The 20,247-nt window shown below is 57.5% G+C and carries 15 protein-coding genes and 2 riboswitches; of the genes, 3 read left to right on the forward strand and 12 right to left on the reverse strand.

All coding sequences use genetic code 11. The annotated features are described in order from the left end of the window. Nucleotides 1–187: 187 nt before the first annotated feature. From KJA79_RS16180 to KJA79_RS16190, 3 genes are all read right to left on the reverse strand, one after another. Nucleotides 188–1,144, reverse strand: coding sequence for an IS5 family transposase (locus KJA79_RS16180; RefSeq protein WP_213043103.1), 957 nt, complete (start codon nt 1,142–1,144; stop codon nt 188–190). A gap of 136 nt (nt 1,145–1,280) precedes the next feature. After that, nucleotides 1,281–2,669: a sensor histidine kinase gene (locus tag KJA79_RS16185; protein WP_213043104.1), complete on the reverse strand. Its 1,389-nt coding sequence runs from the start codon at nt 2,667–2,669 to the stop codon at nt 1,281–1,283. Between the two features lies 1 nt (nt 2,670). Then, nucleotides 2,671–3,342 (reverse strand): response regulator transcription factor, encoded by a 672-nt coding sequence (locus KJA79_RS16190; RefSeq protein WP_246507722.1) that lies wholly within the window; start codon nt 3,340–3,342, stop codon nt 2,671–2,673. A gap of 167 nt (nt 3,343–3,509) precedes the next feature. Between KJA79_RS16190 and KJA79_RS16195 the strand changes: the two genes are divergently transcribed. The 3 genes from KJA79_RS16195 to KJA79_RS16205 are packed head-to-tail and all read left to right on the forward strand — an operon-like array spanning nt 3,510 to nt 9,075. Further along, complete coding sequence (locus KJA79_RS16195; RefSeq protein ID WP_213043105.1) at nt 3,510–4,919, forward strand: TolC family protein; 1,410 nt, start codon at nt 3,510–3,512, stop codon at nt 4,917–4,919. Beyond that, nucleotides 4,916–6,028, forward strand: a complete 1,113-nt coding sequence (locus KJA79_RS16200) for an efflux RND transporter periplasmic adaptor subunit (protein ID WP_213043106.1) — start codon at nt 4,916–4,918, stop codon at nt 6,026–6,028. Before KJA79_RS16195 ends, KJA79_RS16200 begins: the two co-directional genes overlap by 4 nt. Continuing rightward, nucleotides 6,025–9,075: an efflux RND transporter permease subunit gene (locus KJA79_RS16205; RefSeq protein WP_213043107.1), complete on the forward strand. Its 3,051-nt coding sequence runs from the start codon at nt 6,025–6,027 to the stop codon at nt 9,073–9,075. The genes KJA79_RS16200 and KJA79_RS16205 overlap by 4 nt, the downstream gene beginning before the upstream one ends. Before the next feature lie 1,042 nt (nt 9,076–10,117). Here KJA79_RS16205 and KJA79_RS16210 read toward each other — a convergent pair. The 9 genes from KJA79_RS16210 to eno all read right to left on the reverse strand — a co-directional run bounded on the left by KJA79_RS16210 (nt 10,118) and on the right by eno (nt 20,245). Then, the gene (locus KJA79_RS16210) at nt 10,118–11,290 is read right to left on the reverse strand and encodes an HlyD family secretion protein (protein ID WP_213043108.1); all 1,173 of its coding nucleotides are present in this window, start codon (nt 11,288–11,290) and stop codon (nt 10,118–10,120) included. Continuing rightward, on the reverse strand, nt 11,287–12,780 hold the full coding sequence (locus tag KJA79_RS16215) for an efflux transporter outer membrane subunit (RefSeq protein ID WP_213043109.1): 1,494 nt from the start codon (nt 12,778–12,780) through the stop codon (nt 11,287–11,289). Before KJA79_RS16215 ends, KJA79_RS16210 begins: the two co-directional genes overlap by 4 nt. After that, entirely contained in the window at nt 12,777–14,375 is a 1,599-nt protein-coding gene (locus tag KJA79_RS16220) for a DHA2 family efflux MFS transporter permease subunit (protein ID WP_213043110.1), read from the reverse strand. Before KJA79_RS16220 ends, KJA79_RS16215 begins: the two co-directional genes overlap by 4 nt. Before the next feature lie 229 nt (nt 14,376–14,604). Further along, nucleotides 14,605–14,670: riboswitch (Fluoride riboswitch) on the reverse strand. A gap of 260 nt (nt 14,671–14,930) precedes the next feature. After that, a riboswitch (Fluoride riboswitch) is annotated at nt 14,931–15,006 on the reverse strand. Between the two features lie 185 nt (nt 15,007–15,191). Further along, nucleotides 15,192–15,596 (reverse strand): hypothetical protein, encoded by a 405-nt coding sequence (locus tag KJA79_RS16225; protein WP_213043111.1) that lies wholly within the window; start codon nt 15,594–15,596, stop codon nt 15,192–15,194. 252 nt (nt 15,597–15,848) lie between these two features. Continuing rightward, nucleotides 15,849–16,600 (reverse strand): IS5 family transposase gene (locus tag KJA79_RS16230; RefSeq protein ID WP_425518122.1). Its coding sequence is split into 2 segments (ribosomal slippage): nt 15,849–16,267 and nt 16,267–16,600, totalling 753 coding nucleotides; the frame shifts between segments, so codons are not numbered across the junction. Nucleotides 16,601–16,639: 39 nt separating this feature from the next. Continuing rightward, complete coding sequence (locus KJA79_RS16235; protein WP_213043112.1) at nt 16,640–17,017, reverse strand: hypothetical protein; 378 nt, start codon at nt 17,015–17,017, stop codon at nt 16,640–16,642. A gap of 96 nt (nt 17,018–17,113) precedes the next feature. Further along, nucleotides 17,114–17,683 (reverse strand): dual specificity protein phosphatase family protein, encoded by a 570-nt coding sequence (locus KJA79_RS16240; protein WP_213043113.1) that lies wholly within the window; start codon nt 17,681–17,683, stop codon nt 17,114–17,116. Beyond that, entirely contained in the window at nt 17,680–18,858 is a 1,179-nt protein-coding gene (locus tag KJA79_RS16245; RefSeq protein ID WP_213043114.1) for an MFS transporter, read from the reverse strand. Before KJA79_RS16245 ends, KJA79_RS16240 begins: the two co-directional genes overlap by 4 nt. A 106-nt stretch (nt 18,859–18,964) precedes the next feature. Further along, entirely contained in the window at nt 18,965–20,245 is a 1,281-nt protein-coding gene (eno, locus tag KJA79_RS16250) for a phosphopyruvate hydratase (protein WP_213043115.1), read from the reverse strand. Between the last annotated feature and the right edge of the window lie 2 nt (nt 20,246–20,247).

The raw sequence follows: 20,247 nt of genomic DNA on the forward strand, positions 1-20,247 counted from the left end.
TTGAACCTGCATCAGGCCATGACCTGATGCCTTAGGGAAGGTCTGATTAATTCACGTTTGCACGAAGAAATCTGTTTCTGGATGGATCAACACGGGCAATCAGCGGAGAATCCGCTGGTCCGAGCGCGTCTGTATCGGGGTTTGCCTGCCATCTGGCCGCCCGCGCCCCCGTTCACTCACCCATCCGCTAGGCCTCTGCCAATAGCTGCCGTCGTGCCACATACAGATTCGCCAAGCCGCAGCTGATGAACAGCCAGTGGGTGTTCTTCGCCAGCCCGCGGTAGCGGACTTTGGCCCATCCAAAGATCCGCTTGATCACCAAGAACACATGCTCGACTTTGGCACGCACCTTCGACTTCGTCCGGTTCCTCGCCCGCTCGTCCTCACTCAGAGGCCGATGACGATGGGCTTTGGCCTCGATGAAGCTCTGGGCATGGGGCGCGTGGTGCTGAATCACGTCGCGTTGCCCGCTGTAGGCGGCATCCCCCCACACGCGGGTCTCCTGCCCATGCAGCAACTGGGGCAACATCTGGCTGTCATGCACATTGGCCGCCGTGGCCGCGACCGAATGAATCAGTTTGGTCCGACTATCCACGCCGATATGGGCCTTCATGCCGAAATACCACTGGTTCCCCTTCTTCGTCTGATGCATCTCTGGATCCCGTTCCTTCGTGCGATTCTTCGTCGAACTGGGCGCCGCAATAATGGTGGCATCCACGATGGTCCCTCGGCTCACCTGCAGGCCCTGCTTCGCCAGATACTCCCCGATCTGCGCAAAAAGCTGCTTGCCCAACTGGTGGGTTTCCAACAGATGCCGAAACTTGCAGATCGTCGTCTCATCCGGCACAGGCTCGCGGCCCAGATCAATACCCACGAACTGCCGCAGGGTGCGCGAGTCGTACAGCGCCTCCTCCACCGCGGGGTCCGACAGGTTGAACCACTGTTGCAGACAATGGAGGCGCAGCATGCGTTCGACGCCCACCGGCGGACGCCCTGGGCCTTCGGCCTTGGGATAGACCGGCTCGATTGCTGCCACCAATTCCACCCACGGCACGATGCGGTTCATTTCGGCGAGGAACCGCTCGCGGCGAGTGGGCTTGCGATACTGTTCGAACGAGACCTCGGCAAATGTCTGCTGCGGCATGGGGGCGCCTCCAGTTCAGTGCTGCGCTACCCCTTAGCACATCACGGGCGAAGAATAAATCAGACCTTCCTTAGATATGACCGAAAGATTCCCTGAGGGTTATGCCAGGATGTGAAGCCAAGTGTGTCAGGTCCTATCAGTGTGGCAGCACGATACAAAACGTGCTGCCTTTGTCTATGCAACTTTCGACCTCAATGTGGCCTTGATGTGCTTTGACAAACGCCTGGGCCAGACTGAGACCCAGTCCATTTCCGCAGGTCGAGCGGCTCCGATCAGCACGATAAAATCGGTCAAAGATATGGGAAAGGTCGTGTTCTTCGATCCCTATTCCGTTGTCTGCCACGGAAACTTTTACGTGAGCCGGTTCGTCTTCAACGGAGACGAGAACGCGGCCGCCGGGTCCGGTGTATTTGAGCGCATTATCGATCAGATTGGCCAGAACACGCTGGAGTTTCCCCTTATCGCCTGTGTGGATGACACGACTTGAAGGGACCGTCACTTGGAACGTAATTGCCCTATCCTCTGCGACCGGCCGAAAGAGTTCGACCGCATCCTGTACCATCCCGGTCATATCAAAGTCGCTCCTGGCCAACTGGGCGACTCCCGCATCCGCCTCCGCAATTTCAAGCAAGGAATTAATGATGGCGACGAGCCGATCACTTTCTTCCACGACGAGACCCGCCATCTCTTGATACGCTGGAATGGTCGTGTCCTCAAGGAGCGTCGTCTCCGCCATGCCGCGAATCCGTGTAATCGGGCTCCGCAGATCATGCGCAATATCACTGGTTACCTGCTTTAACTCCACAATCAGAGACTGAATCTTATCCAGCATCATGTTGAAGGTGACCGCGAGGTGATCAATTTCATCGCCTCGATTACTCACAATAACCCGCCGAGCGAAATCCCCTGTTCCGATAACTCTTGCGGTTTCGGTCACGTGTTCCACTCCCCCCAGCGCACGCCGGGCCATAAACCACCCGAGTGAGGCCGCCAAGAAAATACCGGCCAAGATCACAGCCACGGATATGTGTCGGTACTCTTCCAAGAAGCGCTCATCATCCCGGCGCAAATATCCCACCTGCAGAACATTCTGATCTTCTGCCGCGAGGAAATAGACCACGCGCACGTGATGGGGCTGGCCGGGGACTCTCACCGTCTCGAACGCCGGTTGATCCGGGGCGAGGTGGTCCAGTATCGACTGCGTCACAGGAACCTCTTTCCAAGCATGGAGGTCGGACGCCCGCAGTTGGCTTCCATTACGCGAGAGGAGACGAAAGAATACCTGGTCAGTCCCAGCCACCTCGGCTTCTCGGGCGAATTCTGCCTCCATGTTTTCTATGCCATATAACCGGTAGAGGTGTTTGAATTCCAGGGCATCGGAGAGAAGCAATTCATCGATGCGTGTGTCCATCCGCTGGGCAAGCATCAGATACACGACCAGCAGCATCGACAGTAGGGAAACGGCAAAAACGACGGCGTACCAGAGCGTTAATCGAAAGGTCAGCGACCGATAGATCTTACGCATGCTATTCTCGCAGAACATACCCGATGCCCCGCACCGTGTGAATCAGCTTGGGATCCGGTCCACGGTCGATCTTCTCACGTAAACGGCAGATTCGCGCTTCAACAATGTTCGTCTCGGGATCAAAGTTGTAATTCCAGACGTGCTCCATAATCATCGTTTTTGACACCACGCGTCCTTGATTGCGCGTCAAATATTCCAGGAGGGCAAATTCCCGAGGCTGTAGGTCGATGAATCGGTCACCACGAAACACTTTACGGGTGAGCAGATCGACTGACAGGTTCCCCACCAGGAGTCGGGCCGGTTCGGAAATCCCTTGTGCCCGTCGGACCAAGGCCTGAAGCCGTGCCAGAAGCTCCGAGAACGCAAACGGCTTCGTCAAATAATCGTCACCACCATCAGATAGTCCTTGCACTCGATCCTGCACGGACCCCTTCGCACTCAAGATCAGGACGGGAAGTCGCACTCTCCGTTGGCGCAGTTCGCGGACGAGTGACAGACCGTCTAAGGACGGGAGCATGATGTCAATCACCGCGGCATCGTACGGTTCGGCCAAGGCTCTGTGTAGCGCGTCTTGGCCGTCGCCTTCATGATCGACCACAAACCCGGCTTGCCTCAGCCCCTTGAGAATAAACGAGGCCGTGCGCATATCGTCGTCTACGATAAGGACCCTCACCTGCGATCTCCCGAGAATGAGTAGCGTCGGATTCTGGGTTTTTCGCTACCGTGCACCTCGCATTCTCCTTCGGTTTTCTGTGCCAAGCAAGCCGTGAGCGCTACATGACCAAACGGTAATGTTCGGATCACTCTGGGGTTAACTGGGTGCGGTAGGGTTGAACGACCATGCCGATATCATTCGTCCCTGTCATTCTCGGAGTTGCGCTCTGGACGGTCTTATCGGCCTGCACCGGCTATCACGCCCTGCCGCTGTCTTCCGATGCGGCCGAAGAGACGCCCAACATGACTCGGATCCGTATCGCCGCACAAGAGTTTCACCATCCCATTCTCAAGCCCCTCGACTTTGATGACCGAGATGGTCTATCACCCGACGAAGCCGCGGTGCTCGCTGTCCTAGCAAATCCTGGATTGCGGGCCGTGCGCGATCAACGAGCCATTGCGGCAGGGCAAGTCCTCCAAGCCGGCATCTTACCGAATCCGCGCCTCACCTACTTTATGTCGATCCCGACCGGCGCGGTTCCCGTGGGGACGGTCACGGAATTTGGAGGGACCGTGTTGTGGGATTTACAAACGCTCATCAACCGTGGCGCGCGGGTCGACGCCGCCGAAGCGCGGGCCGAGGCGGTGGATCTGGATATCGCCTGGCAGGAATGGCAAGTGGCCCAGGCGGCCAAATTGGCGGCCTATCGGTTATTGACCCTTCGTTATCAGGCACAGCTGGCCACTGAGCTCTCGGATTTCCTGACGGACAACGTCACGCAAATGCGTCAGGCCCTGCAACGCGGCATCCTCACGGGCTTGGAGCTGTCCGCGGCCGAAACGGCCCATAACAATGCGCGCACGAATATGCTTGAAATCGAGAAGCAGGTGCGTCAGCAACAGCTGGTCTTGAATCGACTCTTAGGCCTGCCCCCAGACAGTGCCATCCCGCTCGAACGCACCGTTGTTCTTCCGGCTCGGCTCGTCCCTCCTACGCTTGAGTGGTTGCTGGATGGGTTAGAAGATCGTCGGCTGGATTTGGTGGCCCTTCGCCAAGGCTATGCCAGCCAGGAAGCGACCGTGCGCGCGGCGATTCTCAGCCAGTTCTCCAATATCACGATTGGCTTCTACGATGTGCGAGATCTGGGAAATTTTTACCGGCCGGGACCTCAAATTTCAACCGATCTCCCGATCTTCAACCGCAATCAAGGAAACATCGCGATCGAACGGGCGACGAGGCAAAAGCTGTTCGACGAATACACCAATCGCGTCTTTCAAACACGCAACGATATCGCCAAGTTGCTCGTGACGATCCAATGGCTGAATGACCAGGTCGCGACAACCCAGGCCGGCAAACCCATCTTGCAAAAGCTAGTCGTAACCTTGCGAGAGGCGCTGCGTCAGGGACAAGCCACCGTTGTGCTCTATTACAATGCGCTCATCAATCTGACCGCCAACCAAATCCAAAACTTGACCTACCAACAGCAGCTCATTGATACGCTCATCACCTTGGAATTGGAGACGGGGTATTACCGGATCCAGGCCATACAACCCACTCCCGCTCGACGCCCCAGGGAGGAGCATCAGATCCCATGACATCCCTCCAGTGGAAACAGGTTCCTGTGATCCTGGTCGTCGCAGGAGTGATCGGCGTCGGCCTCAGTTATTGGCCCTCGTTCTTTGTCACCTCTCACAAAACTGGCGACACGGCAGCACATGATGGACCGACGGCCGAGCCGCACGAACCTGTCGCCAAGGTGACCATCATGGATCTCCGCCGCCTGGTTATCGAAGAAACATTGACGGTGTACGGGTCGACATTGCCTGCACCAGATGAGTCGCAGACCCTCAGCGTGCCCTATGAATGCCGAGTCCAGAGAGTCTTGGTGACGGCCGGCCGAGTAGTGGAACTCGGCACGCCTCTGATTGAAATCGAGCCAAGCCACGAGACCAAGCTGCTCCTGGATGGAGCACGGGAAGAACAACAGACGGCGAAGGACCAATTCAAGCTGGTGCAGCAACGCCTCACAATGAATCTGGCCACTAAGCAGGATCTCTTGCAGGCTGCGCAACATCTACATGCCGCCACACTGCGGACAGAAAGTCTTGAACGGCGTGGGGCGGGACGGTCTCAGGTCCTCAGGGCTGCAACGGCGGGCGTCATTAGTCTGGTTCATGTCCGCCAAGGACAAATTGTCCCTCCTGGGGGCTCATTAGTGGAAATGATCGACGATCAACATATCCTGGTCCGGTTTGGCGTGGAGGAAGAAGACCGTCGATTGCTCACAAAGGGTCAGCGCGTCCGGTTATTTCCCGTCCATGAGACAGGCGGTGTGCCGATGGACGGCGACATTCGCGTGGTAACGCAGCAGGTCAACCTTGTCACTCGATTGGTCGAGGTCCTAGCGGCGCCCGGACCACAGGACCGTCTGCTCTTAAATGAGTATGTGCGCGGCGAGATCATTATTGCCTCCCAGGAAGGCCTCGTGGTCCCGCGAAGTGCCGTACTCCAGCAGGAGGGACACTTGGTCTTGTATAGCGTGCATGAGCGGCGCGCCAGACGTCATGTTGTCCAAGCCGGGCTGGAGAATCGAGAGCAGCTGGAAGTCCGCGGCAATGATTTGCATGAGGGACAGCAGATCGTCATCGTCGGACAGAATCAATTGCGAGATGGCATGGCGGTTGACGTGGACGTGCCCCGATGAATGTGGCGCGCTGGGTCCAGACTCACCGTCGATCTATCCTGTTTCTCGTGTTGGCGTTCGGGCTCGCGGGCCTGGCCTCAAGCTTCAATCTGCCGGTCAGCCTCTTTCCGCATGTGAGCTTCCCCCGGATTCAAGTTGGAATTGAGGCCGGCAATCGGCCTGTGGACCGCATGGCCATTGAGGTGACGCGCCTTGTCGAAGAGGCCGTCCGGGCCGTGCCGGGTGTCCGCCATGTGCGTTCGACCACCAGCCGTGGCAGTGCCGAGCTCTCCATCACGTTCGGCTGGGGCGAGGACATGGTGTCGGCGATGTTGCAGATTGAATCAGGCATTAATCAGGTCCGTGGATCGCTTCCACCGAACACGGTGATTGAGGTTCGGAGGATGGATCCGACCGTGTTTCCAATTCTGGGCTATAGCCTAATCTCTGATCGGCATTCCCTGACCGAACTGCATGACCTGGCCTTGTATCAGGTGCGACCGGTGCTCTCCACTATTGCCGGGGTGGCTCGCATCGGGGTGCTCGGAGGCGCCGCCGCGGAATACCAGGTGATGGTCGATCCGGTTAAGTTGGATTCGTTTGGATTGACGCTCAATGATCTCGCCAGGACGCTGTCCGCGACCAATGTGGTGACGGCGGTTGGACGACTGGAAGATCATTTCAAGCTCTATCTGGTCACCCTCAACACGCAATTCCAAGATCTGGCGCAACTCGAGCAGACCATCATCCGTTCTGGGCCCGATGGAATGATCCTCCTCGAGGATATTGCCACCATCTCGCTTGGCACCGTGCCGCAATGGACGCGGGTCACGGCGGACGGCCGAGATGCCGTGTTATTTCAGGTCTACCAACAGCCCGGTGGGAACACGGTCACGATCGCCCGTGACGTGGTGCACGCGTTAACCGACCTTCAGAAGCAGCTCCCCGCTGGCGTGCGGGTCGTCAATTGGTACGATCAGAGTCAATTAATTCTCGCCTCAGTCTCCAGTGTGCGGGATGCGGTCATGATGGGAATCATCTTGGCGTCGCTGGTCATTCTGCTGTTCCTCAGAAACGCGAAAGCGACACTCATTGCCGCCCTCACGGTACCGACCGTGTTAGCGGTCACGATTCTACTGCTGTTTGTGCTGAATATGAGCTTTAACATCATGACGCTGGGCGGTATGGCCGCCGCCGTCGGATTGATCATCGACGATGCCATCGTCATGATCGAACATGTGATCCGTCGGCTGCAGGGTGGGATCGGACCGTGGCGAGACCGTGTCCTCACGGCCGCGCAAGAATTCACGCGGCCGCTCGTCGGCTCGTCCGCCACGACGATCATTATCTTTGCTCCACTGGCCTTCTTATCGGGCGTCACCGGCGCCTTTTTCAAAGCCTTATCGCTCACGATGGCCGCCAGCCTGGTCATTTCCTTTCTCATCGCTTGGCTCGCCGTCCCGTTACTGGCGTTACACTTCTTCCGAGAGAAAGATGCTGAGCCCCACACGGGTGGGACCTGGACCGCTCGACTCCACGCGGGGTACACCTCGCTCATGACGCGCATGTTGAGCGATCCCTGGCTCCTGGCAGTGGTACTCGTCCCGTTATTGGCCCTCGGCTGGGCCGGCTATCGCCAGATCGGTTCCGGGTTTATGCCCGTCATGGATGAAGGCGGCTTTGTGCTGGACTATTTGGCGCCCTCCGGGACGTCGATCAGCGAGACCGATCGCCTCGTGCGTCAACTCGAGGTGATCCTCCGCGAGACGCCCGAAGTGCAGACATACTCCCGCCGTACCGGTCTGCGGTTGAGCGGCGGGTTGACGGAGGCCAACAACGGCGATCTGTTCGTGCGTCTCACGCCGCCGCCTCGCCGGCCCATCCACGACGTCATGGACGAGGTCCGACAGCGGATCGAGCACCAGATTCCGGGTCTCCAAATTGAAATGGCTCAGTTGATGGAAGACCTGATTGGGGACCTCACCGCCGTTCCAGAGCCGATCGAAATAAAATTGTTTTCGGATGACGTTCGTCTCCTCAGGGAAATGGCTGGTCAGGTAGCAGACACGATTGCCAACGTCCGCGGGATTGTGGAAGTCAAGAACGGCCTGGTGGTCGCCGGTGACGCGTTGGAGATTCGAGTGGACCGAGCGAAAGCGTCCTTGGAGGGACTCTCGCCGGACGCCGTGACGCTCATGCTAAATGATTACGTGACTGGCACCGTCACGACATACGTGCAGCAGGGCGTCAAAATGACCGGGGTCCGTGTCTGGGTCCCCGAAGGGAACCGAGCGACCGCGCGTGACCTTGGAATGTTACGACTGCGGGCACCAGACGGACATCTGTTTCCCCTAAAGCGAGTTGCGACGATTGAGGCGATGACCGGCCAGCCACAGACGACACGAGAAGATCTGAAGACCATGATCCCGGTCACAGCTCGCATCAGTGGACGAGATCTTGGCAGTACGATTCGGGAGATGACCGAACGGTTGGACCGGCCTGGCTTCCTGCCGAAAGGCGTGTATTACCATCTTGGCGGCCTGTATCAGGAGCAACAGACGGCGTTTCGGGGATTACTGGCGGTGTTCCTTTCGGCGGCCGTGCTCGTGTTTGTCGTCCTTCTCTTTTTGTATGAGAGCCTACGAGTCGCAGCCGTCATGCTGCTCACAACGCTCCTCACCATTCCTGCGGTATTTATCGGATTGTGGTGGACCGGCACGGAACTCAATGTCACCTCGCTGATGGGACTCACCATGGTGCTCGGGATCGTCACAGAGGTGGGAATATTCTACCATTCCGAGTATCAAGACCTGCGTGATTGTGTGGACCGAAAAGGGCGGCTGATCCAAGCCGGATTAAACAGACTTCGTCCCATTACCATGACGACATTGGCCGCCATCCTCGCCCTGCTGCCATTAGCCTTGGCCATTGGCGAGGGGTCGGCCATGCAGAGGCCGCTGGCGATTGCCATTATCTCTGGTCTTCTGGTTCAAGTGCCGCTGGTGGTAATTGTGCTTCCAACCTTCTTGCTGCTGCTCACAGGCAACACCACGCCTAGCAGGACTTGAATCATGGCGCGAGCAAACTTGACACGGCATAGCTGATGTCTGCCAGTAGTTCCATCCCGTAGGTGAGTGTGGTGCGATGCGGGACTAACATACTCTTTCAGGATTCGCCAAAGACTTTCCACGTCATTTAGTAAACTTGATTATGAGGAATCTGCTCTCTGTACACACGAGCTCGCTCAAAGGCGGAAGCAGCCTGTATCCTAAGATACTGAATGTGCGCACGTCTGCTGGAGTCCTCAGCAGAAGCAACATTGTGTAGCGCCTCCCCTCGCGGTTCCCACTCGAATGCATCTGCCAATCTACTCAACGTCAGAGCCTGCTCACGATAGTGATACGCTAATTCCATCGCACGCGTGGCTTCTACGGACCGAGGCCCTGTCGCCCAATCACTGGATTCCGAAGCACAGCCCGCCAGAAGGGCCACGAGCAGAGCGATCGCACGCGCGCATGACATCGGCCTGACGGTACCACGTCGCTCCAGCTGCTTAGCCGCCATCCACCTTCTTGTCCAATTCGACCTAGCCCGGAACACCTAGCACCTCCTCTGTTGACGATGAAGTCATTTGTTCTCGGTTCCCCTTGCGCCCTGCTGGGAATGTATTCCAAGTGAATCGTCCTATCGCCTCCCGGCATCTCGTGGAGAGAGATTAGACCCTGTCTCCTGAATGGCTCTGCGTTGGGCCAGCCCGGGCCCTGCTTCCAATCCCAGCAATCCTGACCCGGGTCCTGAAGTAGACGGTGAAAGAGGGGACGTGGGCACCCCAAGATCCGGGCTTCTGGGCGGGACATGAGACTGTGGGCTGAACTCACGGCTTTCCTTTGCTCGTGAATCGTGTCGTACTCCTTCTTGATGTCGGTCAGACCTCGGTTCTGATCGGCCTCCTTGACCGGCCTGCTCTGTGTCAGCTGCATGACTCTGCGCGATGGTCGACACGCTGCCGATCGTGATCCATACTGCCGCATAGAGAATAGCGGATTTCATTTCTGATCCTCCTCGTCGTGATTCGGGACATGATTGTAGTATGCGTGGTTCATACACATCTCATGGTATGGGCACATTTTTCTGCATCGTTTCCTGTGCCAGAATCTCTGCCTTCTGTAACTCTTCGGCGTAGAGATCGGTGTGATACTCCTCGGTGGACGTGTTGGTCAGCGACGACCATATCGACTGCCCAGATTCTCGGACGTCGATCTGGGTGACGGTTGATAATCCTGGGCGGATCGGCTGTTCCAGGAGTTCTTCTCTGAGCAATGAAATCCGAACTGGGATGCGTTGCACGATATGAATGAAATTGCCCGTCGCATTGTCCGGCGGCAGCGTGGCGAAGACGCTGCCGGCACCGGGCACTACTCCTTCAACGGTGCCGTGATACGTGTAGCGTCGCCCATAGAGATCGACATGCACGAGAGCTGGCTGTCCGGGTCGAACTCGCTCGAGTTCCGTTTCGCGCAAATTCGCCTCGACCCAGAGGTGCTCCAGCGGGACGATCGTCATCAGGGTGACACCGGGAGCGACGCGATCGCCGACCTGGCCTTTTCGCTTGGCCACATACCCGGCTACGGGGGCCCGAATCTGCTGCCGGGCATACCGGAGATGCGCCTCAATAAACTGGTGCTTCGCCAATTCCACGGCCGGGTGCTCCATCACCGTGGTCCTCCCCACCTGTGCGTCAAGCGCGTCCACCTCGGCTTGTGCTTCGCGGACGTCTGCCTCCAGCGCCCGCAGTTGATCCTGGGCATTTTGAACAATCTGTTTCGCGACGGCCCCGTGCGGCGCCACATACTGATAGCGCGTCATGTCATGACGGATGACATCGAGTCGAGCGGTACGGGCCTCCAATCGTTCCGCGAGCTGCCGCTTCGTAATAAAGAGCGCCGCAATCCGCCGAACGGTTTCGCCAAGGTGACCTCGAGCTTGCCCGAGCGCCGCCGCCGCTTCATTCGCATCTAAGGTGATGACCAGGTCTCCTTCGTTCACATACTGCGTTTCCTCGGCCCGCACATCGGTGATGACGCCGGACACTTGCGCCGTGACGGGCACGAGGTTACCGGCGACGAAGGCATTGTGCGTTTCCACGCGCAGCCGACCAACTTCCCACCAATAGGCTCCATAAGAAAGACCGGCCGCGGTGACGGCGAGGGCCAAGAGCAGGAGCCGCTTATTGCGGGTGACGCGGAGGATGTTATGATCACTGCTGCGTGCGTCAGTCGTCATGGGTGTTCCGATTTCAGATTGATGTCAGGGTTGTGGTAGCCGCCTCCTAACGCCTCGATGAGATCCACCATCGCTACCAATTGATCACTTTCCAGGACCCTCAAGGCGTATTCTTGCTCAAGAACGGGATGGCGGTGCCGCAGCACGTCACGGTCATCATCTAATCCGCCCACTAGACGAACTTTCGCCAGACGCCAGTCCTTGCCCGCTGCCACGAGAAGTCGCCGATGAGCGGTAACGATATCGCGTGTCGCCTGCCAAGCACTCAGGCTGGCGGCGACCTCGCGAACCGCATCGAGTAATGTCTGGTTGTATAATTCGACCGCGCCATCATAGTCGGCTCTGGTCGCGGCCAATTCTCCCCGCAGCCGGCCTCCTTCGAACCAGGGCAGACGGAGGCCCGGCGCGATCCCATAGGCAAAACTCTGTCCCGAGAACAGCAGATTGCCGAGTTGACTGGCTCCTTTCGTAAGTACCACAGCATTAAAGCCGACGAAGCCTGTGAGGTCGATGCTCGGCAAGAATTGAGCTTTTGCAACCTGCACACGCTTGGCCGCAGCCTCAGCGCGATATAGGCTTGCTGCCAGATCGGGTCGATGCGCCAGCAAGCCGATCGGCAGTTGAGCAGGAAGTGGCATCCCTCGCGGAATCGCCATCGGTCGAACGATCAGGCGCTGAATAGCATCTGAGCCAGTTCCGCTGAGGCGGGCCAGCAAGTACCGTTGGACGTCGAATTGGTCGCGAACACCGGCCTCACGTTTGTGGGCGCTCTCCAACTCGGTAATGGCTTGCTGCACCGCCAGTTCATTTTCTAAGCCAAATTGAAACCGGATTTCGGCAAGTTGTCGTAAATCACGACGGACACGTACTAGCTCCTTAGCCAGATCAAGTTGTTGCTGGAAAGCCAACGCACGGAAATAGGCTCTGGCAACGGCCGTCGTCAACCTCAGTCGTACCTCGGCACGCTCGGCCTCCTCGGCTGCCGCCTGACCCAGGGCCGCATGCAGTAAGGCTCGATTCTTTCCCCAAAAATCAAACTCATACCGGAAACTGAGGGGATTGATGATTCCCAAGAGCACATGAGCGCCGGACACTCTTCCTTGGCTGAGGGCATTAAAGACGCCGCGTTGGGACACCCGCTCGTGCGTGAGCGACGCGTCGGCGTCCAAGAACGGCAGCAGTCGTGCGCCTTCAACACGGACGAGGGCTTGTGCCTCGTGCAACCGTGCGCTCGCCACCTTGAGCCCCGGGTTGTCCTTGAGCGCACCTTCCATGATTTCGTTCAGTTCTGGACTGCCAAACTCCTGCCACCACCGTTCATCGGGCCAATGTTCCAGGCGTTCTCGTACCTCCGCGAGTGTTTCCGTCATCTCAGGCGGCTCGAGATATTCGACCGGTTGCTCTCTCGCTGGAATCCAGGCGCAGCTACTCCCCAGCAACAGCCACCCTGAGAGCAAACAGACCTGTGTCAGGGCAATCTCTGGCCTCATACTTCCTCCATCAATTCTTCGGCTTGCCGTTCCTGCCAATCGTTCCGGCCTATCACACCGGCATAGCGCGTGGGAGAGGCCATCCACACCAGTACAGCCAATACTAGAAACACATAGCTCGACAGAAGAAACGCATCATTCACGGACAGAATGGCGGCTTGCTGCTTCATCAGAGACAGAAGTTTCGGGGCCACCGTGGTGGAATTGAATCCTACCTCTCGGAGAGTCGTCGAGACCCCCTGCAAGGGGTCGAACGAGGTGAACACCCGTCCACCGAAATGGTCAGCCAAATGGAGCTGGTGAAAGGGCGTGCGACGAAAGAGGACAATCCCCTGCCCGCTGATGCCGAACCCTCCGGCCGCAATTCTGAACAGCGTGGCGGTTTCTGCTGCGTGGAGGATTTGATGTTGAGGTAAGCCGTGGAGTGTCAGCATATTCAGCGGGATAAAGAACGATCCCAGGAACAGGCCTTCCAACAACATGGGCCAGAAGAGTTGGTCGAACGAATGGGGTTCATCAAAGAGCCCGATCCAATAAAACGTTCCCGCGAACCCCACACAGGTCAGGGACGCGAAAATACGCGCATCGAATCGATGGGAAATGGAGTAGACGTGTGCCACCATGAGCATGGGCATTCCCAGCAGCATCATGGGGAGAAATTCCATCCCGGCCAATGAGGACGAGTAATCCATCAACAGCTGAAGCTGTACGACGAACATGGAGAGCAGCCCTTGGAGACAGAAGAATCCGGCACTCAGGATGAGCACCCCAAGTGCAAAATTACGGTGCTTGAATAGGTGAAGATCCACGGCGGGATCAGGCGTTCCCAGCTCCCATATAACAAAGGCAGGGATAGAGATGAGCACGACACCCAACACAGTCGTAAGAAAGGGCGAGTCGAACCAATCAAAATCATTGCCCTGGTTGAGGATGGTTTGAATGCCAACCAGTACCACGGCCAAGAGCATCCATCCCACAACGTCAAATGCCGTGCGTCGAGAGTCGCATCCGCGATGGCGAAGCAAATAGCCGACCATGCCCGCAATGGCGAGTGCAGCCAGGGTGTTGAAATGGAAGAGGTACCGCCACCCGAGTTCGTCTGCGATCCATCCACCCAGTGCCAGGCCAATCGTAAAGGGCAGCAGGGCAAACACTCCCCACAGGCCGAGCCCGACAGATTTGAGCCGATCGGGGTATTCATCCAGCAAGAGGGTTTGCCCGATCGACAGGGTCAGGCCTCCAGACAATCCGAGCAGCATTCGGCCGGGTAAAAATAGCCACAGGCTCTCGCTCAGGGCACAGGCCAAGGAGGCCAGGGCAAAGGCAATGAAGGCTCCGATATAGACACGGACATCCCCATAGCGATGCGAGAGCCACCGCGCGATGGGAAAGGCCAACGCCAGCGCAATCATAAAATCTGTCGTCGCCCAGGATGCAAAGCTGGGCGATACCCCTTCGAGGTCGCCAGCCGTATGGGGCGACAGCGCGGTATAAGCCCCTGCATTAAAGAGGATGATCATATGCCCAAGTCCAAGCAGGAGGGTGAACAGCACAAACCGCCATCCGTGCAAGCGAGGCGTAGCGAGAACCGACATCAGTTACTCCACCTTTTGCGACAGACTATCGGTTCGAGGGGTATCACGAACGGAACGTGATGCAACGCATTGCGTATCTGCACGACGGACCAACGCCATAGAAGTCATGATTAAGGGGTGGAGGGACATCCTCGGGAGGAACCGGGGATGCCATGACTTCGGGGCACCTCGAAGCCCTTCCTCCACCTTGTCTCTCCGCTTCTGCAAAAAAAAACTCCTACCAGCGCATTCGCTGATAGGAGTCATCAGCCGGCTCGTACCGGCAATTCGGGTGAACTCCATCACCCTGTCACACTGAGTTGCGCTCGTTACCTACACATGCAGGACCACGATTCCATCAACATTATTCACGCACTCAAATTGGTTACAAACATCCGCTTAAATTGGAAGCAAAAATCAGTCCTTGCTTGATCACTCGCTGGGAGCTGGTTTCCGACAATGATCGATTGCATAAAATCAAATTCGCACAGTGCTCGCTGTGCGAATCCGCTCAGCTCGTGTACTCAGGTACTGGACCATCTCTCCATCCCTCACAAAAAAACTCCCACAGCTTGCTATGCCGTAGGAGTCATCAGCCACGAGGGTGTGTCCCTGGCGGCGTTTCGCGGTGAACTCCTTCACCGTGCTTTGACCATACCTTGGAGTGCGATGCCTGTCAAGGCGATATCAAACTGAGAAAATCAGGCCTCACGATTACCATGCGGAATTCATAAGGAAGCTTATGACCACACCAATCCACCCCTGAAGACGACAGGCGTCGTATTCTGCCTCGAGCCCATAATGGTGAAGATCGACGATCAGAAATGCGCAGCCTCATCATGGGGCTCCTAGTGATAGTGTGTTTTGCATGAGTCGTTCGAGATCGTGGCTCATGAGATCCACCTCGGCTTCGAGCAAATCCATCATCGCGGCACGCGCTCGGAGATCCTCAATGTCGTAAGAACCGCCCCGGCCGAAGAACAGTGCCATGCGCCGCCGCTCGGTGTCCGACCCGGCTTTGCCAAGCCTGCCATCCTGGTGCCAGCGGGCGATCAGCGTCTCACGCAACGAGCGCTGTGCTGGGTCATCCCGCAAGGGCCGGTTCAAAAAGCGCCACACCGACTGGGGAAAGAGTGAAGGCTCATCTGGTCCTTCCCACACCTCCCGTAAGAGATTTCGGCCATGCTGAAAGTCGTATCGCGGGTCATCGAACAGAGCTGCAGCGCCGAAAGCAGATGCCACGACACCTGCCGCTATGGCTGCAAGGCCCCCGGCCATCGATGAAGGATCAACTGCAGCCAACCCGCCCGAGAGGATTCCGACCAGTCCGCCTCCAAGAACACCGAAGATTGTGAGACGTCTAGCCCGGGCCTCTCGTTTTTCTTGCATCTGATCTGCCAGCTGGTCAGCTCGTTTTTCCTCACAGTTCGCTTCGGCTGCAGCACTTTTCACGTCGAGCAGTGCTAGGGTGTGTTAACAATTGCATGGTAGCGATCATGCCAGCCAAATACAGGCACAAGCCAGACTGAGCATAGACATGAAGTTCTGCGCAAGCTTCTCGTAGCGTGTGGCGATGCGCCTGAACTGCTTGAGTCGGCAGAAGAAGCGCTCGACGAGGTGGCGGTCTTTATAAAGGTGACGATCATAGACCCGCTGCGTCAGACGATGACTGCGCGGTGGAATCACCGCCTGTGCCCCCTGAGTTTCAATGAGATCGACGAAGGCATCGGCATCGTAGCCCTTGTCGGCGATGACGCATTGCGCTTCAATCCCCTGGATGAGGGCCGCCGCTTCGGTCATGTCGGCCATTTGCCCAGCGGTCAGACGCACGCGCAAGGGATTCCCCAAGGCTTCGACCGCCGCATGAATTTTGGTGCTCAGCCCACCCCGGCTCCGTCCGATGGCTTGATCGCCTGCTTTTTTTGGGCGCCGGTCGCGTGTTGGTGGGCTCGCACGATGGTCGAGTCGACGAACAATTGCTCCAGATCGGCGTCGCGCTTGAGTGCGTCGGCCATCCGTGCCCACACCCCGTTCTTGCTCCAGCGGGAAAAGCGCATGTACGCCGTGTGCCACGCGCCGAAGTGCTGGGGCAGGTCGCGCCACGGCGAGCCCGTGCGGGCGATCCACAACACCGCTTCGACAAAGAGGCGATTGTCGCGCCCGGTCACCCCGCGCTCACTGGCCTTGCCTGAGCACAACGGCTCGATTCGCTTCCATTGGTCGTCGCGCAACATCTTCCGGTCCATTCTCGCAAACTCCCAAAAGCGAGAATGTATAGAACTTTGTCATTTGTGAACAGCCCCTAGTAAGATGCGATCCGACAGTTGCTGACGCAGGAGAAGGAACCGAATAGCCGAATCTGGCATAGTCGGGGACGCTTCGGCTTCAGGGGCGGCCATCTGTGTGAGAAGATCCTTGGCGCCAATGGTGTCTGCGATGTCTTGGCTCTGCAGAGAAAACCGACCGGCAGGCCAATCCGCAGCGCCAAAGTCGGTCTTCCCCTGAGAGGACTTCTGAACCAACGACATTCGCAGGCCGGTTTGTTCCACGCCCGACTCAGGCCCGCACCGTCGTTCAATGGCTCCGGGATACAGGAGTGCCTCCGGTCGACGTGATTCGGTCGCACATCCCGAGACGAAAACGATCATAAACAAGACTGTCATCTTGCTGTGGATCATTCCAAACCACGCCGCGATACTTCCCATCATTCCTCGTTTAGTGTTGGATAAACGCGTCGATTGCTCCCCTGCGGTGCTTGCTTATCGGCAGGCATGGGTGCTGACGTACTGCCAGAACGTCCGGTCCATCGCAGCTGTTGAATTCCAGAAGAATGGAAGATGCCCGTACCAAATGGACAACTGGCTGGCAGCCTCTTCGGCCCTCCTTTCTCCTTGCGCGTATTGGTAGAGCGCGGCAATCAGTCCCGTGCGGTCCGCGCCTGACTTACAGTGAATGAGGATGGGCTTGGGAGCGTCCAGGACAATGTCCATGATGGCCTTGAGATCCTCATCGGAGACCTCCCGGTTGGCTGAGATACCATAATCCTGGTGCGAGATGCCGAGATCATGCGCGACGCGTTTCTCGTCTTGATACCAATCTGATCCCGCATTCACTCCCCGAAGATTCAGAATACTTTTAATCTGGTAGGTCTTGAGGTAGTGGATCAGTTCTGTCTTGTCCAATTGTCGAGACCGGTACATCCGATCCGGCACAACGACGTGAAAATTGCCCTGCTCGTGGATGTACCCCGCGTACGAGCCCAGCACGAGGCTTGGTCCTACCAAAAGCAGGATGAACCACAGACGATGGTGGCCGAGGGCCTTCCTCATGCGCGTCTTTCATGGTTTCTAACCATAAAGAACAACGGAACGGCCAACAGTTGTGTCCCGACTGAGAAGGCTATCAACAAGGGGATTGAGACATCGTAGAACCACCCCATTACGGCGCTGCCCAAAAACCAGTACAGTCCGAATCCCATCGAGAAAACACCATACGCAGATCCGCGTCTGTTGGGAGAGACCATCTCGGCGACGCCGGCTCTCATGATGGATTCCTGAGCGCCCATGCCCACACCCCAAAGAATCATGCCTCCCATGGCCGCATAAAACTCTCCCTGGAAGACCAACGGCGCGAAGAGTGCAGAGAGGAGCACGGCGACAATAAGGATGGAGATGCCTCCGCGGTCGAAGAGTCGACCAAAGATGAGTGCGGCCAAGGCATCCACGCCCATTGCAATGGCGTAAAAGACGGGAATCCACACGTCCGGCACCGTGGACGTTTTTCCGAAATGATAGGCGATGAGTGGAAAATCCGCATACCCGGCTGCCACCAGGGTGGCAGCCGCGAGATAGAACCAAAACACACGAGGGAAGCCCTCAGTTTCAATTTGAGCAACTCCCGTCTCCAAGTCACGGGGCGTGGGGTACAAGAATCGCGCGGCCATCAGCACGCTCAGCGCAAGCACCGCTGGGATCGCTAGCACCGCAAACCCCGCCTGATAGCTGCCCCGAAAATACAACACGGCCGCGACGATCAACGGCCCAAGCATGGCTCCAATTTGATCTAACGCTTCGTGTAGACCGAAGCCCCAACCTCGTCCCATTTCCGCGGTTGCATGCGACAGCATCGCGTCACGGGCCGGCGTTCGAATCGCCTTGCCCATTCGTTCAGCGATCATCAGACAGGCCGCTACTTCCCAGTGCCCAGCCAATGCTAAAAGAGGCACTGCGAGGAGATTAATGCCATACCCAACAATCGTAATGCCCCAGTATTGACCAGACTTGTCTGCCACATAGCCTGAGACCAATCTGAGCCCATACCCAATCAATTCGCCGAATCCGGCGACGAATCCCACAATTGTGCCGCTTGCCCCCAGCAACGCCAAATAGGGACCACTGATGCTGCGGGCGGCCTCATAGGTCATATCTGCAAAGAGACTCACCACGCCCAATAGCACGACAAACTTCAGGGCAGTTGTTGAGGATGTTCCAGGCTGGGCAGTCATGCGTGGCTGTGCTCCTTGCAGGCTTGTGAGTGGATGTTCCGGAAAAGGGGCGCTGATTTTCTGCCCATGCGTCCAAACGAGAGAGCAGGAACTGATCTCTCTGGCCCTAACGGGGTACCAGCGGATTCTCAAACCGTGCCGCTGTTCCCAGCTCCGCTTCGATTTCTAGTAATCGGTTGTACTTCGCGATTCGCTCAGAGCGGCAGGCCGATCCCGTCTTGATCTGTCCACCTCCCATCGCCACCGCGAAGTCGGCCAGGAACGGATCCTCGGTCTCGCCCGATCGGTGGGACACCACGAAGTTCCAGCCTTCTTGTCGGCATAAGGCCACGGCTTCGATTGTTTCTGTCACGGTGCCGATCTGATTCAGCTTAATGAGCGCCGCGTTTGTCGTTCGTTCCCGAATCCCCCGTGTGAGGAACTGCGGGTTCGTCACATAAATGTCATCACCGACGATCTGGAGACGGCTCCCAAGCGCTGCGGTCTGGGCGCGGAACCCGTCCCAGTCGGTCTCGGCCAGACCATCCTCGATCGAGACGATCGGATACCGTTCGATCCATTGTTGATAGAGGGCCGTCATCTCGGCGCTGGTTTTGACCCCACTCCCAGACTTCGACAGGTCATACCGGAATCCGTCAAAAAATGAGGTGGCGGCCGGATCCAGCGCAATGGCCACATCCCGTCCCGGCCTGTACCCCGCGGCTTGGATTGCGTCCACGATCAATTCGCAGGCCTCCTCATTACTCTTGAAGGTCGGAGCAAAGCCGCCCTCGTCACCCACCGCGGTCGAATACCCCTTGGCCTTCAGCATCTGTTTAAGAGCGTGAAAGGTCTCGGTGCCGTACCGCAGCGCCTCGGCGAAGGTCGGCGCTCCCACCGGCATGACCATGAACTCCTGAAAGTCGAGCGTGTTGTCGGCATGCCGCCCGCCATTGATAATATTCATCATCGGAACTGGAAGCCGGGCCGAGGTCGGACCGGCCAAATACATGTGGAGGGGAAGTCCGGTCACTTCTGCGCCGGCCCTGGCAACCGCCATCGACACACCCAGCACTGCATTCGCTCCAAGATTGGCTTTGGTGGGTGTGCCGTCCAGGGCTCTCAGTAGGCCATCGATGTCGGCTTGGCTGGTCGGGTCCATGCCAATCAGACTGGGCGCGATCCGCTCATTGACATGCGCGACCGCTTTGAGCACGCCTTTGCCTCTGTATCGCGCCATGTCTCCATCTCTCAATTCGACGGCTTCATGCATACCTGTGGACGCGCCGGAGGGGACCGACGCAGCGAGCACTCGCCCGTTTTCAAGTCCGATGAACACTCGAACGGTCGGATACCCTCGAGAATCCAGAATCTCCAGAGCGCGGACGCTCTTGATGAGGTTCCTCATGA

This window comes from Nitrospira defluvii (assembly GCF_905220995.1).
Lineage (GTDB): Bacteria > Nitrospirota > Nitrospiria > Nitrospirales > Nitrospiraceae > Nitrospira_A > Nitrospira_A defluvii_C.